The 15118-nt window shown below is 68.3% G+C and carries 15 protein-coding genes; 3 read left to right on the plus strand and 12 right to left on the minus strand.

Annotation, left to right across the window (positions count from 1 at the left end; genetic code table 11):
• Positions 1–231 precede the first annotated feature (231 nt).
• Positions 232–759, plus strand: a complete 528-nt coding sequence (ppa, locus tag AC1DYK_RS00555; protein ID WP_478156775.1) for an inorganic diphosphatase — start codon at positions 232–234, stop codon at positions 757–759.
• Here the strand turns inward: ppa and AC1DYK_RS00560 are convergent.
• From AC1DYK_RS00560 to AC1DYK_RS00585, 6 genes are all read right to left on the minus strand, one after another.
• Complete coding sequence (locus tag AC1DYK_RS00560) at positions 749–3889, minus strand: CusA/CzcA family heavy metal efflux RND transporter (RefSeq protein ID WP_478164487.1); 3141 nt, start codon at positions 3887–3889, stop codon at positions 749–751. The genes ppa and AC1DYK_RS00560 overlap by 11 nt on opposite strands.
• 12 nt (positions 3890–3901) lie before the next feature.
• Positions 3902–5188 carry an efflux RND transporter periplasmic adaptor subunit gene (locus AC1DYK_RS00565; RefSeq protein ID WP_478164488.1) on the minus strand — a complete coding sequence of 429 codons (1287 nt, stop codon included), beginning with the start codon at positions 5186–5188 and terminating at the stop codon, positions 3902–3904.
• On the minus strand, positions 5185–6459 hold the full coding sequence (locus AC1DYK_RS00570) for a TolC family protein (protein WP_478164489.1): 1275 nt from the start codon (positions 6457–6459) through the stop codon (positions 5185–5187). The genes AC1DYK_RS00565 and AC1DYK_RS00570 overlap by 4 nt, the downstream gene beginning before the upstream one ends.
• 72 nt (positions 6460–6531) lie before the next feature.
• Positions 6532–6885: a cobalt-zinc-cadmium resistance protein gene (locus AC1DYK_RS00575; protein WP_478164490.1), complete on the minus strand. Its 354-nt coding sequence runs from the start codon at positions 6883–6885 to the stop codon at positions 6532–6534.
• A 49-nt stretch (positions 6886–6934) separates the two neighbouring features.
• Positions 6935–8278 carry a GNAT family N-acetyltransferase gene (locus AC1DYK_RS00580; RefSeq protein ID WP_478164491.1) on the minus strand — a complete coding sequence of 448 codons (1344 nt, stop codon included), beginning with the start codon at positions 8276–8278 and terminating at the stop codon, positions 6935–6937.
• Positions 8275–9189, minus strand: coding sequence for a DMT family transporter (locus AC1DYK_RS00585; protein WP_478164492.1), 915 nt, complete (start codon positions 9187–9189; stop codon positions 8275–8277). The genes AC1DYK_RS00580 and AC1DYK_RS00585 overlap by 4 nt, the downstream gene beginning before the upstream one ends.
• A gap of 167 nt (positions 9190–9356) precedes the next feature.
• On the opposite strand from AC1DYK_RS00585, the gene AC1DYK_RS00590 reads away from it, so the two are divergent.
• Positions 9357–11051 carry an NAD+ synthase gene (locus tag AC1DYK_RS00590; protein ID WP_478164493.1) on the plus strand — a complete coding sequence of 565 codons (1695 nt, stop codon included), beginning with the start codon at positions 9357–9359 and terminating at the stop codon, positions 11049–11051.
• Positions 11048–11386 carry a P-II family nitrogen regulator gene (locus AC1DYK_RS00595; protein WP_286368035.1) on the plus strand — a complete coding sequence of 113 codons (339 nt, stop codon included), beginning with the start codon at positions 11048–11050 and terminating at the stop codon, positions 11384–11386. Before AC1DYK_RS00590 ends, AC1DYK_RS00595 begins: the two co-directional genes overlap by 4 nt.
• A gap of 132 nt (positions 11387–11518) precedes the next feature.
• Here AC1DYK_RS00595 and AC1DYK_RS00600 read toward each other — a convergent pair whose 3' ends face one another.
• From AC1DYK_RS00600 to AC1DYK_RS00625, 6 genes are read right to left on the minus strand one after another with little or no spacing between them, the layout of a single operon-like run.
• Positions 11519–12109, minus strand: coding sequence for an LOG family protein (locus tag AC1DYK_RS00600; RefSeq protein WP_478089722.1), 591 nt, complete (start codon positions 12107–12109; stop codon positions 11519–11521).
• Positions 12110–12127: 18 nt separating this feature from the next.
• Complete coding sequence (locus tag AC1DYK_RS00605) at positions 12128–12517, minus strand: diacylglycerol kinase (protein WP_478164494.1); 390 nt, start codon at positions 12515–12517, stop codon at positions 12128–12130.
• A complete protein-coding gene (locus tag AC1DYK_RS00610; RefSeq protein WP_478164495.1) occupies positions 12514–13080 on the minus strand; it encodes an RDD family protein in 567 nt (188 codons plus the stop codon). The genes AC1DYK_RS00605 and AC1DYK_RS00610 overlap by 4 nt, the downstream gene beginning before the upstream one ends.
• 8 nt (positions 13081–13088) lie before the next feature.
• The gene (locus AC1DYK_RS00615; RefSeq protein ID WP_478164496.1) at positions 13089–13883 is read right to left on the minus strand and encodes a DUF3106 domain-containing protein; all 795 of its coding nucleotides are present in this window, start codon (positions 13881–13883) and stop codon (positions 13089–13091) included.
• 13 nt (positions 13884–13896) lie between these two features.
• The gene (locus AC1DYK_RS00620; RefSeq protein WP_478164497.1) at positions 13897–14331 is read right to left on the minus strand and encodes a DUF3619 family protein; all 435 of its coding nucleotides are present in this window, start codon (positions 14329–14331) and stop codon (positions 13897–13899) included.
• Positions 14328–14894: an RNA polymerase sigma factor gene (locus AC1DYK_RS00625; RefSeq protein ID WP_478164498.1), complete on the minus strand. Its 567-nt coding sequence runs from the start codon at positions 14892–14894 to the stop codon at positions 14328–14330. The genes AC1DYK_RS00620 and AC1DYK_RS00625 overlap by 4 nt, the downstream gene beginning before the upstream one ends.
• Positions 14895–15118 lie beyond the last annotated feature (224 nt).

Here is a 15118-nt window from a genome sequence, read left to right on the forward strand (position 1 = left end):
GTTGTAACTAATGGAGACGAAAGCCCGACCCTGTGCGCAACGCGTACGGGACAGTGCTTCCGCCGCGTTGCTTCCTCGAAGCCCCGGTGCCGCGAAGGGCAGGGACCGATTGGCCAACGTAGGCAATTTACAGGCAAAAGTGACTTTCTGTGCGACCGGGCTGTGACATGGAAAGTAAACTTCGGGTTTGTCCGCATCCCGCGAACACTTTCAACTACTCCAAGACAGACCATGTCCCTCGGCCAAGTTTCCCCCGGCAAAGACGCCCCCGAAGCCTTCAATGTCGTCATCGAGATCCCGATGAACGCCGACCCGATCAAGTACGAAGTCGACAAGGAATCAGGCGCGATCTTCGTCGACCGCTTCATGACGACCGCGATGCACTACCCGACCAACTACGGCTATGTGCCGCAGACCCTGTCGGGCGACGGCGATCCGGTCGACGTGCTGGTGATCACGCCCTGGGCGCTGGTGCCGGGCGTGGTGGTGCCCTGCCGGCCGATCGGCATCCTGATGATGGAAGACGAGGCCGGCGTCGACGGCAAGGTGCTCGCCGTGCCGACCGACAAGGTGCTGCCGATCTACAGCCACTGGAAGAAGGTCGAGGACGTGAACCCGATGCGCCTGAAGGCCATCACCCACTTCTTCGAGCACTACAAGGACCTGGAAGCCGGCAAGTGGGTCAAGGTGCTGGGCTGGGAAGGCATCGATGCCGCCAAGAAGGAAATCATGGACGGCATCGCGAACTTCAAGAAGTAGGCTCGTCGGCCTCGCGCCGATGCGCCAGACGGTACAGCAGCGGCAGCACCAGCAGCGTCAGCGCGGTCGACGACAGGATGCCGCCGATCACCACCGTGGCCAGCGGCCGCTGCACCTCGGCGCCGGTGCCCGTGGCGATGGCCATCGGGACGAAGCCCAGCGACGCCACCAATGCCGTCATCAGCACCGGCCGCAGCCGGGTCAGCGCGCCTTCGTGGATGGCCTGGTCGAGGCTGCGGCCCTCGTCGCGCAGGTTGCGGATGAACGACAGCATCACCAGCCCGTTGAGCACCGCCACGCCTGACAGCGCGATCAGCCCGACCGCGGCCGAGATCGAGATCGGGATGTCGCGCAGCCACAGCGCGACGATGCCGCCGGTCAGCGCGAACGGGATGCCGGTGAAGACCAGCAGCCCGTCCTTCAGGTTGCCGAACATCGCGAACAGCAGCACCAGGACCAGCAGCAGCGCCACCGGTATCACGACCTTGAGCCGCGCCGTCGCCGATTCGAGCTGCTCGAAGGTGCCGCCCCAGGTGCTCCAGTAGCCGGTCGGCAGCTTGACCCCGGCCTGCAGCGCCGCCTCGGCTTCGGGCACGAAGCTGCCGATGCTTCGGCCCTGCACGTTGGCGCTGACCACGATGCGGCGCTTGCCGTTCTCGCGCGACACCTGGTTCGGCCCGGGCGCGATCTCCAGCGTGGCGAGCTCGGACAGCGGCACGAAGGCGCTGCGGCCGTTGCCGTCCTTCGGCAGCGCGATCGGCAGCCGCCCCAGCGCCTCGATGTCGCCGCGCACCGACTCCGGCAGCCGCACGACGATGTCGAAGCGGCGGTCGCCCTGGAAGAAGGTGCCTGCTTCCTTGCCGCCGATGGCGATCGAGACCGCCTCCTGCACCTCGTTCATGTTCAGGCCGTGGCGCGTGGCCTTGGCGCGGTCGATGTTCACGCTGAGCATCGGCAGTCCGGTGGTCTGCTCGACCTTCACTTCCGTCGCTCCGGGGACCGCCTGCAGCACGGCGGCGATGCGGTTGGCGGTGTCGTTCAGCACCTCGTTGTCGTCGCCGAAGACCTTGACCGCGACGTCCGAGCGCACGCCCGAGATCAGTTCGTTGAAGCGCAGCTGGATCGGCTGCGAGAACTCGTAGTTGTTGCCCGGCAGCTGGGCGACCTCCTCGCGCACCGCGGCCAGCAGTTCTTCGCGCGTCCTGCGCGGCGCGGGCCACTGCGATTCGGGCTTGAGCATGATGTAGCCGTCGGAGATGTTCGGCGGCATCGGGTCGGACGCGATTTCCGCCGTCCCGGTGCGCGCGAAGATGCGTTCGATCTCGGGAAACTTCTGCTTCAGCCGCTCTTCGATGCGCGCCTGCATCTCGACCGATTGCGTGAGGCTGGTGCCCGGTATGCGCAACGCCTGGATCGAGAAATCGCCTTCGTTCAGATTGGGCACGAACTCCCGGCCCAGCCGGCTCCCCGCCAGCAGCGACAGCGCCACGATCACGACCACGGCCGTCAGCACCACGGGGGTGTTGGCGATGCTGTGGCGCAGTGCCGGCGCGTACCAGCGTCGGGCCCATTGCATCAGCCGGTTCTCCTTCTCGGCGACCTTGTCGCCGATGAACAGCGCGACCGCTGCCGGCACGAAGGTGACCGAGAGGATCATCGCGCCGACCAGCGCGATCACGACCGTGAAGGCCATCGGCTGGAACATCTTCCCCTCGACGCCGGTGAGCGCGAAGATCGGCAGGTAGACGATCATGATGATCAGCTGTCCGAAGATCAGCGGGCGCCGGGCCTCCTTGGATGCCGCGAACACCTCGTGGAAGCGCTCCGAGCGCGTCAGCGGCCGGCCATGGTGAGCCTGGGCATGGGCGAGCCGCCGCACGCAGTTCTCGACGATCACCACCGCGCCGTCGACGATGATCCCGAAGTCCAGCGCGCCCAGGCTCAGCAGGTTGGCGCTGATCCGGTAGTGCACCATGCCCGTGAAGGTGAACAGCATCGAGAACGGAATCACCAGCGCGGTGATGATCGCCGCGCGGATATTGCCGAGGAACAGGAACAGCACCGCGATCACCAGCACCGCACCCTCGAGCAGGTTCGTCTTCACGGTGGCGATGGCCTTGTCGACCAGCACCGTGCGATCGTAGACTGTGACCGCGTTCACGCCCGGCGGCAGGTTGCGGTTGATCACGGCCATCTGCCTGTCGACCGCCTGCGAGACCGCGCGGCTGTTTTCCCCGAGCAGCATGAAGACCGTGCCGAGCACCACTTCGCGGCCGTTCTCGGTGGCCGCGCCGGTGCGCAGTTCCTGCCCGATCGATACCTCGGCGACGTCGCGAATGCGCACCGGCTGGCCCTGCGCGCTGCCGACGATGATCTCGCGCAGGTCGTCGATCGATTTCACCTGGCCCGGTGCGCGCACCAGGTACTGTTCGCCGCGCCGCTCGATGTAGCCGGCGCCGACGTTGGCGTTGTTGCGCTCCAGTGCCATGACCACGTCCTGGAGGCTCAGGCCGCGCGCGGCGAGGCGCTCCAGGTCGGGCGCCACCTGGAACTGCTTGTCGAAGCCGCCGATGGTGTTGATCTCCGTGACGCCCGGCACGTTGCGCAGTTGCGGCTTGATCACCCAGTCCTGGATCTCGCGCAGGTCGGTCGGCGTGTAGGGCGTGCCGTCGGGCTTCCTCGCCTCGTCATCGGCCTCCACCGTCCACAGGTAGATTTCGCCGAGGCCGCTGGAGATCGGGCCCATGGTGGGCGTCACGCCGTCGGGCAGCTTGTCCCTGGCCTCCTGCATGCGCTGGTTGACGAGCTGGCGTGCGAAGTGGATGTCGGTTCCGTCCTTGAAGATCACGGTCAGCTGCGACAGGCCGTAGCGCGACAGCGACCGGGTCTGCTCCAGGCCCGGCAGCCCGGCCATCACCGACTCGATCGGGTAGGTGACGCGCTGCTCCATCTCGAGCGGCGAGTAGCCGGGTGCCGAGGTGTTGACCTGCACCTGGACATTGGTGATGTCCGGTATCGCGTCGATGGGCAGGCGCCCGTAGTTGTAGATGCCGAGGGCGCTCATTCCGAGCACGGCGAGGATCACCAGCCATCGCTGTTCGATGGCGAAGCGTATGAGGCGTTCGAACATGTGTCTCGCGCCTCAGTGGGTGTGGCTCGCGCCGGCTTTGCCGAGCTCGGACTTGAGGACGTAGGTGTTCGAGCTGGCGTAGCGGGCGCCCGGCTCCAGGCCCTGCGTGATCTCGACGAAAGGACCGCCCCTTCGGCCCAGGGTCACCGGCTGCGCGACGAAGCCGCCGGGCACGGCCAGGAAGACCACGCTCCGGTCGTCGAGCGTCTGCACCGCTTCGGCGCGCACGGTCACCGGCGCCTCGGCCTCCTGCGTGATCACGGTCACCGTGACGAACAGCCCGGGCCGCCACGCGAGCTGCGGATTGGCCAGCGTGACGCGCGCCTTCGCGGTGCGCGTCTGTTCGCCGATCAGCGCGCCGACATAGGACACGGTGCCCTCGGCCTTGACGCTGGAGGCCGTGGAGCTCACGAGCACCTTGCCGCCGACGCGGACGCGGTCGATGTCCTGCGCGGGCACGGCCATCTCGGCCCACACCATGGAGAGGTCCGACAGCGTGAAGACATTGGCGTCCTCGCGCACCGCCTCGCCGAGCGCCATGTGCTTCTCGACGATGGTGCCCTCGAAAGGCGCGCGCAGCTCGAACTGGTTCAGCGCGCCCGACGCATTCGCAGCGCCGCCGACCGCGCCGAGCTTCTGCTGCGCGTTCTGCAGTGCGATCCGCGCTTCCTGCAGCGCCGTACGGGCCTGCAGATAGTCCTGCTCGGCCGAGATCCTGTCCTTCCAGAGTTTCTCTTCTCGCTCGTAGGTCGAGCGGGCGAGTTCGAGGCGCCGCTGCGCGGTCAGCAGTTCGCTGCGCTGCTCGGACAATGCGGAGCTGGCGATCACGGCCAGCAGCTGGCCCTTGCGGACCTGCTGGCCCAGTTGCACGGGCACGCTTTCGACCACCCCGGCGAGCCGCGGCACCACGTGGGCGGTCCGGTCCTCGTTGAAGCGGATCTCGCCCGGCAGCTGCAGCGTGACCTGCACGCGGGCGCTGCCGGCCACCTGCTGTTCGATGCCGGCGGCCTCGATCTGCCCGGCGGAGAGTTCGACCCTTTCGTGTTTTTCTTCCTTCGCGCCGTGGGCGTGCGACTTGTCGCCATGGCTTTCGGGCTCCTTGTGGCCTTCGGGTTCCTTGTGGCCGGCGGCGGATTCCTTGCCGTGCTCGTGGTCGTCATGGCCGGCGGCTTCTTCATGCCCATGGCCCGCGCCGGCGCTTTCCGGCGAGCCTCCGGTCATCCGCATGGCGGCGCCCGCGAGCGCGCCGAGGATCACGATGGCCGCGATCGCGACCTTCTGCTTGTTCGAGAGTGTCATTTCGCTGCCTGTTCGTGGGGTTGGCGACCGAGAATCCGGTCGAGCGTCGTGGCGGCCTGGTAGGCGCTGGTCACGACGTCCACATAGCGCACGCGCGCCTGCAGCAGGCTGCGCTGGGCGTCGAGCACGTCGAGGAAGCCGAACTTGCCGGCCTCGAAGCCACGCGTCGCCGCGTCGTGTGCCTGCTGTGCGGCCGGAAGGATCGTGGCCTTCAGCATCTCGGCCGACGCGCGGGCGCGCGCGAGGCGGCTCGACGCCTGCTGCACCTCATTCACGAGCCGGGTGCGCGCCGCCCGCAAGTCGTCCTCGGCCTTGGCCGCGCGGCTGCTGGCGGCCTGGAGCCGGCCCTGGTTGCGGTCGAACAAGGGCAGGGGCACGGTGAGTCCCACGATGGCCTGCGTGACCTGCGTCTCGTTGAGCCGCTTGGTCCCGACGTTCAGCGTGAGGTCCGGGTACTGCTTGCTGCGCTCGACGTCCACGCCGGCCTGGCGTCTTTCGAATTCGAGCCGGCTCGCCGTCAACGCGGGCGAGGACTCGAGTTCGGCCAGCAGCTGCTGCACCCCGGGCCGCACCGGCCAGGCATCGAGGTCGCCGCGCACCTGGGCATAGGCCAGTTCGGGGCTGCCCCAGAACGAGGCCAGAGCCTGTCGCGCGGTTTGCAGTTCGGCTTGCGCATCGGCCAGTTCCAGCGCGGCGTTGGCCTGTTCCACCCGCGCTCGGGTTTCGTCCACCGGCGAGATCTTGCCGGCCGTGACCCTGCGGGCCGTGACTTCGGCGCCGCGGGCGGCGAGGTCGGCCGAACCGGCCGCGAGCGTCACGCGCTCTTGCGCCACCAGCACGCGAAAGAAGGCCGCGACGAGCTCGGCGCGCAGATCGGCCTGCGCTCCGGCCAGCGCGGCGCGGGCCAGGTTGGTCGTGCGCTCGGCTTCCGCCACACGCGCGGCGCGCTTGCCACCGAGCTCGAGCGGAATGTTGAGCTGGGTGGTCGTGGTTCGAAAGGCCTGGCGCTCGTCCTCGACCAGCAGGGCCAGTTCCGGATTCGGCAGCAGGCCGGCCTGCTGCCGCTCGCCTTCGCTGGCCTCGACCTCGCGGCGGGCCGCCGACACGCTCGGGCTGTAGGCCTCCGCGAGGGCAGAGGCCGTCGCCAGGGTCAGCGCATTCGCAGGATCGTGGCTGCGGGAAGTTGAAGAAGAAGTCTCAGGCTGGGCCTGGACGTGGAAGGGACTGGACAAGGCGGCCGCCAGCCCGAGCGGCCATAGAAGTCTTCGCATCGAATCTCATGAGGGTTGAACCAGAGGATTCGGCGGGACGGAAACGGGGATGTGTGTTGCGCGTCTCGCCGGTCAAGCGAGACGGGGCCACTGAGGCCGGTCGGGTGCGCGCGGCTGCGCGGACAGGTAGTGCTGCGGCGGCGCCGACGCGCGCCCTGGCCTGAGGTCGGGTGCGTGGGTCGAACCGTCCGATGCCGGCAGCGGCAGCGCGCAGGACGCGTGGCAGGCGCCGCAGTCGTTGTCGAGCAGACCCTGGCCCGAGGCGGCCTTCTGCGGGTCGGCCTGATGAAGGTGGCCATGATGCCCGATGTGTGTCGCGTGGCCCGGATTGCTCTCGTGAGCGCAGTAGGCGCTGGCACTGGCCCAGGTCAGCTGCAGGGGCAGCAGCAGCGCGAGCAGGAACCAGAATCGGTGCAATCGGGACATCGGCGCGGAGTATAGAAGGGGGCCGCTTGTCCCTGCGCCGCCCAAGCCTTCATTCGTCGTGGCGAAACGGGCTGCGTTCGCCCAGGTGGTCCAGGTAGCTCTCGATGCCCGCGCCTTCGCGCTCGAGGAAGCGCTCCACCGCGTCGGCGAAGGACGGGTGTGCCAGCCAGTGCGCACTGGTGGTGCGCACCGGCATCAGCGCGCGCGCCATCTTGTGCTCGCCCTGCGCGCCGCCCTCGAAGCGCCCGACGCCGTGCGCGATGCACCACGCGAGCGGCTGGTAGTAGCAGGCTTYGAAGTGCAGGCAGTCCACGCGCTCGAGCGCGCCCCAGTAGCGGCCGTAGGCGATCAGCGGCGCCGGCGAGTCGTCGGCGCCGCCGAGGCCGGCCGACAGCGCGATCAGGCTGGCCGCGATCGGTCGGCCCTTGCGCTCGGCGATGAACAGCAGCCAGGCCTCGGGCATGTCGGAGGCCATCCGGTGGAAGAAGTCGCGGTTCAGGTAGGGCGGGTTGCCGTGCTCGCGGTAGGTGCGGTCGTAGCAGCGATAGAAGAAATCCCAGTCCGCACCGCTGATGTCCGTGCCGCGCGACCAGCGAAAGCTCACCCCGGCGTCGTGCACCTTGCGGCGTTCCTGGCGGATCTTCTTGCGCTTGTCGTGCGACAGGCTGGCGAGGAAGGCGTCGAAGTCCTTCCATGCGCTGGTTCCGCCGCCGGGCCGCCCCAAGGCGGAACGCGCCCCCTCGGGGGGCAGCGAGGACACGTCAGTGCCGAGCGTGGGGGCCGTGGTTCCGCCGCCGGGCCGCCCCAAGGCGGAACGCGCCCCCTCGGGGGGCAGCGAGGACACGTCAGTGCCGAGCGTGGGGGCCTTGTTGATCCAGTGGAACTGGATGGTGTGGCGCAGCATCAGTCCGGCTTCGGCGCAGGCGGCGATGTCTTCGTCGGCGCCGAACAGCAGGTGCAGCGAGGACAGCGCTTCCTCCTTGCACCAGGCGACCGCGGCCTGCACCAGCAGCAAGCGGCTTTCCGCGTCGAGCGCCAGGAGGCGGGCGCCCGGCACCGGCGTGAACGGCACGGCGGCGACCGCCTTGGGGTAGTAGGCCAGCCCATGCTGCTGGTAGGCGTTGGCCCATGCCCAGTCGAAGACGTACTCGCCGTAGGAATGGTCCTTGACGTAGAGCGGGCAGGCCGCCGCGAGCCGCTTGCCGCGCCACAGCGTGATGAACTGCGGCGTCCAGCCGTTCGCAGGCGAGGCGCAGCCGCTGGCGTTCAGGGCGCACAGGTAGGCATGGCGCATGAAGGGGGAGGGGGCGGACTGCGAGGCCAGCAGGCCGTCCCAGGCCGCCGGGTCGATCTCGGCCGGCGAGCGGTGGATGCGGACGATCGGAGTGCTCAAGGGTGTTCCGTCTTGCGCTTGCCGGCCCCGAAGGACTCGGCGATGTAGATGCCGCCCAGCACCAGGGCCAGCGCCACCGCGTGATAGGCCGACAGTGGTTCACCGAGGATGAGGACGGCCAGCAGCGGCCCGAAGATCGGCACCAGGTTGAGGAATACGCCGGCGCGCGCCGGCCCGATCAGCGTCACGGCGTGGATGAAGGTGACCTGCGAGATGAAGCTGGGCAAGAGCCCGATGAACAGCACCAGCGCCACGCCCTTGCCGGTCGGGATGAAGAATTGCCCCAGCGCGATCTCCGCGGCGACGAGCGGCAGCGAGACCACGCAGGCCACCGCGGCGGTCGCCGCAAAGAAAACGATCGCGGGCACCGCGGGGCGTCGCCGCAGCCCCAGGGCATAGCCGGCATACAGCAGGCAGGCGACCACGATCCAGACATCGCCGATGTTGAAGGCCAGGTTGGCCAGCAGCGCGAGTTGACCGCGCGAGGCCACGACCGCGATGCCGCCGAGCGTGAGCACCACGCCGACGATCTGCAGGGCGGTGATCCGGGTGGCGAAGAAGAAAAAGCTGCCGATCAGGACGAGCACCGGAATGGTGCCCTGGATGATCGCGATGTTGATCGCCGTCGTGTGATGGGCCGCCGCATAGAAGAGCGCGTTGAAGCCCGTGAAGCCGAGGGCCCCCATCAGCGTGATCGAGCGCCAGGACGGCAGCAGCGTGCGCCAGTGCTCGGCGATCTGCTGCCTCGCGGTGATGGCCAGCGCCGCGCAGCAGACGATCCAGCGCGAGAAGGTCAGCATCATCGGCGACACCTCGCCCACCGCCAGCCGCGCGGCCACGGCGTTGGCGCCCCAGATCAGGGTGGTGCACACGAGCAGCAGGTAGGCCTGGCCCTGAGGCCTGGGACGCACGGAGTCGAAGAAGCTGGCGAAAGAGGAACCTGGGCGCATCGCCCTCCGAGGGTAACAGGGCACGCCGCCCGAGGCCGGCCGTACGGCGCGCGGCCGCCGGGCCCCGGCCGTCGGCGCGAGCGGCAGGCCCCGATGACATAATCATCCAGCCCTTTTCCTGCTCTGATATGACCCTGAAACTTGCCATCGCACAGCTCAATTTCGTGGTGGGCGATCTCGCCGGCAACGCGCGCAAGATCGTCGACGCGGCGCGCGACGCCTACGGCCAGGGCGCGCGCCTGCTGCTCACGCCCGAACTGTCGATCTGCGGCTATGCGGCCGAGGATCTGTTCCTGCGCCCGGCCTTCGTCACCGCCTGCGACGACGCGGTGCGCGCCGTCGCCGCCGAACTGGCCGATCTCGACGGCATGGTGGTGGTGGTCGGGCATCCCACGGGCGGCAGCCTGCGCAGCCGCTCGGTCGCGGTGCAGTTGCGCCACAACGCCGCCAGCGTGCTCAGCGAGGGGCGCGTTCTCGACACCTATGCCAAGCGCGAACTGCCGAACTACCAGGTGTTCGACGAGCGCCGCTATTTCACGCCGGGCGAGGGCGTCTGCGTGTTCGAGGCCGGTGGCGTCTCGGTCGGCCTGCTGATCTGCGAGGACGCCTGGTTCGACGCGCCGGCCCGACTCGCGAAGGAGGCCGGCGCCGAGGTCCTCGCGGTCATCAATGCCTCGCCCTTCCATGTCGGCAAGGAAGGCGAGCGCATCGTGCGCATGGCCGAGCGCGCCAGGACGGTGAATTTGCCGCTGGTCTATGCCCATCTGGTGGGCGGCCAGGACGAAGTGGTGTTCGACGGCGCCTCCTTCGCCCTCGAGGCCGATGGCGCAACGGCGCTGCAGGCTGAGAGCTTCAAGGAGCGCTTGGTCTTCGCACAGCTCGAACGCCGCGCTGCCGGCGTCGGCTTCGCGCGCAGCGGCGCAGCCATTGCCGCCCCGCGCGACGCCGAGGCTCAGCTCTGGGATGCGCTGGTGGTGGGCGTGCGCGACTACATCGGCAAGAACGGATTTCCCGGCGTGATCCTCGGGCTGTCCGGCGGGATCGATTCGGCCCTGGTGCTGGCGATCGCGGTCGATGCGCTCGGACGCGACCGCGTGCGCGCGGTGATGATGCCTTCGCCCTACACCGCGGACATCAGCTGGATCGATGCGCGCGAAATGGCCAAGCGTCTCGGCGTGCGCTACGACGAGATGTCGATCAAGCACACCTTCGAGTCGTTCCGGGGCGTGCTGGCCGAGGAATTCAAGGGCCTGGCCGAGGACGCGACCGAGGAGAACCTCCAGGCCCGCATCCGCGGCACGCTGCTGATGGCGCTGTCGAACAAGTTCGGCTCGATCGTGCTGACCACCGGCAACAAGAGCGAGATGGCGACCGGCTACTGCACGCTGTACGGCGACATGGCGGGCGGCTTCGCGGTCATCAAGGACCTGCTCAAGACCACGGTGTTCGCGCTGGCGCGCTGGCGCAATGCCCACGATCCGTACGGCACCGGCGCCGAGCCGATCCCCGAGCGCATCATCACCCGGCCGCCGAGCGCCGAGTTGCGGCCCGACCAGACCGACCAGGACAGCCTGCCGCCCTATGACATCCTCGACGGCATCCTGGCGCGCTACATGGAAGACGACGAGGGCATCGACGAGATCATCGCGGCGGGCTACGAGCGCGCCGTGGTCGAGAGGGTGGCCCGCCTGATCAAGATCAACGAGTACAAAAGACGCCAGGCGCCGGTGGGTATCCGCGTCACCCATCGCAGCTTCGGCAAGGATTGGCGCTACCCTATCACCAGCAAGTTCAACGAAACCGCCGGAAGAAAGACCGTATGAAGCAAATCACCGCCATCCTCAAACCGTTCAAGCTCGATGACGTGCGCGAGGCCCTGGCCGAGGTCGGCGTCACCGGGCTCACCGTGACCGAAGTGAAGGGCTTCGGCCGACAGAAGGGTCACACCGAGCTCTACCGCGGCGCCGAGTACGTGGTCGATTTCCTGCCCAAGATGCGCGTCGAAGTGGTGGTCAACGAGGCGGACGTCGAACGCTGCGTCGACGCCATCGTCAGCGCCGCGCGCACCGGCAAGATCGGCGACGGCAAGATCTTCGTCACGAACGTCGAGCGCGTCGTGCGCATCCGCACCGGCGAAGAAGACGAAGCGGCTGTATAAGCTCGCCCCCAGGTTGCCCGGCCCTTCGTGTCCGGGCGCCCGCCCCCTACCGGGGGCGACACCGGCGGCCCGGCGAAGCCGGTTCCGCGGTGTCCCACCAACGAGGGCCTGGCTGCGCCGGCCCCCGCGCGATCAAAGGACTTCTGCGAGTTTGTCCCCCTTGGGGTGACGGCTGGCCTCTTCGGCCAGGGCTTCTAGCAGGGCGGTGGTGTCGGTGCCGGTGCGCACCAGGTCCATCTGCCAGTCGTTCATGAAGCCTTCGCGCACGCTGTTGGCCAGGAAGGCCAGCATGCCGTCGTAATAGCCGCCGACGTTGAGGATGCCGACCGGCTTGTCGTGGTAGCCGAGTTGGCGCCAGGTCCAGATCTCGAACAGTTCCTCGAAGGTGCCGATGCCGCCCGGCAGCGCCAGGAAGGCGTCGGCGCGTTCGCCCATCATGGCCTTGCGCTCGTGCATGGTGTCGACCACATGCAGTTCGTCGCTCTGGCGGTTGGCGAGTTCCTTGTCGACCAGGGCTTTCGGGATGATGCCGACCACGCGGCCGCCGGCTGCACGCGTGGCCTCGGCCACGGTGCCCATGAGGCCGGTCCGGCCACCGCCATAGACCAGTTGTCCGCCGCGCTCGCCGATCCAGCGGCCGACCGCTTGCGCCACGGTCGTGAATTCAGGTCGCTCGCCGGGGCGCGAGCCGCAATACACGCATATCGAAAAAGAGGGAGTCATCCCGCAATGATGCCGCGCTTATGTGAAGCGTTGCCACAGTGCCGCGATCCAGACGCCGCTGCACAGCAAAATGGACAGCAGCACGGCAGCGCTTCCGAGGTCCTTGGCGGCCTTCGACAGCGAATGCCATTCCGGGCCGATGCGGTCGATGGCGGCTTCGACCGCGCTGTTGAGCAGCTCGACGATCAGCACCAGCATCACCGTGGCGACCAGCAGCGCCACCTCGACCCAACTGCGGCCGACCCAGAAGGCGGCCGGGATCATCACGATGGCGCAGAGCACTTCCTCGCGGAAAGCGGCCTCGCGCCAGCCGGCGCGAAAACCATTCACCGAGATCAGCGCCGCATGCCAGACGCGGGTCAGGCCGCGCCGCAGGGCCTGCGGATTGGCGGGGTCGGTGCCGCTCATCGCCGGCTCATCGGCCTGGAGGCGATCAGGCGGGTGCCGGCCCAGGCGTCGTGCCAGAACTGGCGCTCGGGATGGAAGCGGGCAAGCAGGGCCCAGACCGCGACCCAGCCGAGGATCAGCACCGAGGCTTCGCCGCCGCCGAGCTTGAAGGGGGCAATGACGGCCAGCGGCGGCAGGAACCAGACCCAGCTCAGCAGGTAGCGCAGCAGCGCGCGCCCCTGGGTCAGCGCCTTGCCATGACGATCGACCACGCGGATGCCCCAGGTCTTCATGGCCAGCGTCTGGCCCTTGGCCCAGAAGAAGACGAAATAGACGCCGAAGACCACGAACAGGAAGGCCTGCAGCAGATGCCGGCGCGAATCCATCGCGTCGCGCATCTGGCCCAGGGTGCTGAAGAGCCAGCCGGCGACGAACACCACCGCGAACAGCAGCATGCCCTCGTAGAGCCAGCAGGCCATGCGGCGCCAGAGGCCGGGCGCGGCCAGGTGCATGGGTTGTCGAGCGGTGGAGTCTCCGGCCGCGGCCGGGTGGGATCCGGCGTTGCCGGGGGAACTGGAGGCCATGTGTCCGATCAGGGCGCCGAAGAGGGTTGCTCGGTCAAGCGAACCGGTGGCGTCGGGGTGACCGGAGGCTCCGCGGCAGGTGTATTCGCGGCAGGCGGCGGCACCTGCGCTTCGGCGGCGACCGGGGCGGAGGAGGGCGCCGGGCCCGGCGGACGCGCTGTTGCCACCGGCGGTGCGGCGGCCGGCGGCGGAGCGAGCAGAATTCGCGGCGCATGCTGGCCATCGGCACCGGCCGAGGGCACCGGCGCCAGCTTCTGCGCCGGCACCGGCCGGATCGTGGCGGCCGCACCCGGCGTCACCTTCGGGCTGGCGCTGGCCGCGAGACGGTTCTTTTCCTCGTCGCTGAGTGCCTGGTAGGCCTCCCATTTGGCCTTGCGTTCATCTGCGGGCACTTGCTTCGCATCGGCGAAATTCAGGCGGGCCTGAGCGCGCTCCCGGTTGCTCAGCTTGGACCATTCCTTCATGCGGCTATGCAGGATTTCCTGGTCTGCGGTCGACATTTCTGCGTAATCGCGCACGATCACGAGCCATTTGCGCTTATGTGGTTCGGTCAACTCGTCCCAGCTGGAGGCCAGGGGTTCCAGCGCGCGCTGCTGGCGGGCGCTCAGGTCGCGCCAGGTCGGCTTGGACGGGGGCTTGGTGGCCTGGGTCTGTGCCTTGAGGGGCTGCGCCCCGGCAGGCGTGGCGGCCACAAGCCCGAAGCCGCCCAGCGTCAGCAGCGCGGCGAGCCAGATAGGGGCTGCCGACGTCGAGGCGTACACCGGCTGGAGCGCCTGTGCGCAAGGGAGGAGAGAACGCAGCATTCGAAGCGGGGAATCAGCGCTCGGCAGCGTCGCTGGTCTTCAGGAACTGCGCGAAGCCGGGATCGGTGTAGGCAGCCGGCGGCAGGTCGTCGGTCAGCAGCGCGGAGTCGACTTCCGCCAGTTCGTTGGTGCGGCGTTCTTCCTGGATCACGCTGATCACCATCAGGCCCGCGACCAGTGCCACCAGCGGCAGCACCGAGCCGATGCGGGTCCACCAGCCACCGCCGAGGGCCGCTGCCCGTCCGCTGGAGACCACCGCCGGCGCCGACTTGAACTGCGGCTCCGTCTTGCGGCGCGCCACCGCCTGCACGCGGGCGGCCCGCAGGCGTTCGCCGACCTCGTGCGAGAGTTCGAGATTGCCGGCAGACAGGCGCGCGGCGACCCGGCGACCGAATTGCTCTTCGAAGGCAACGGCGGACCCTGGCGGGGCAGTGTTTGGTGTGTTCATAGCGAAATTCCCTTGGCTTTGAGCGCCTTGCTCAAGGCGTGCACGGCCCGCGAACAATGGGTTTTGACGCTCCCTTCGGAGCACCCCATCGCAGCGGCCGTCTCGGCGACGTCCATGTCCTCCCAGTAACGCATCAGAAAGGCCTCGCGTTGACGCCCGGGCAGAGCGGCGATCTGCTCCTCGATCTCGTGGAAGATCTGGGCCCTTCGGGTGGTGTCTTCGGCGCTCTCGGTCTCGCGCGTGTCGGTGGGGGACTGGACGTGCTCGAGCAGGTCGAAGTCGCCGTCGTCGTCGATCGATTCGAAGTCGCTCAGGTTGGAGAACAGCGCCCGCCGCGTCTTTTGCCGGCGGAACCAGTCGAGCGTGCAGTTCGACAGGATGCGCTGGAACAGCATCGGCAGCTCGTTGGCCGGCTTGTCGCCATAGTGCTCGGCCAGCTTCATCATGCTGTCCTGGACGATGTCGAGCGCCGCTTCCTCGTCCCGCACGTGGTAGACGGAACGCTTGAAAGCGCGTCTTTCGACGCTCTTCAGGAAATCGGAAAGTTCTTGTTCAGTGGCCAAGCGAATCCGGCGCAGGGGAACTGCGCCGCGTGGGGAGGTGTCTCTGGGACGTTTGTCTTTTTGTCGCGCGGATTATGCCTCTGCGCCCGGATCGGGCCCGGGGCCAGCCGCGAGGCGCCGATCCGGTGTCATAATTCGCCTTGCAAGTCAAAAGGCAAACGGGTCACGGTCCGGCGGTATACAGATACGCCCATGGCTGTGGCCTCAAGTCCTGACGCGGCTTC

It is taken from the genome of Variovorax sp. P2_H12, from assembly GCF_056403395.1.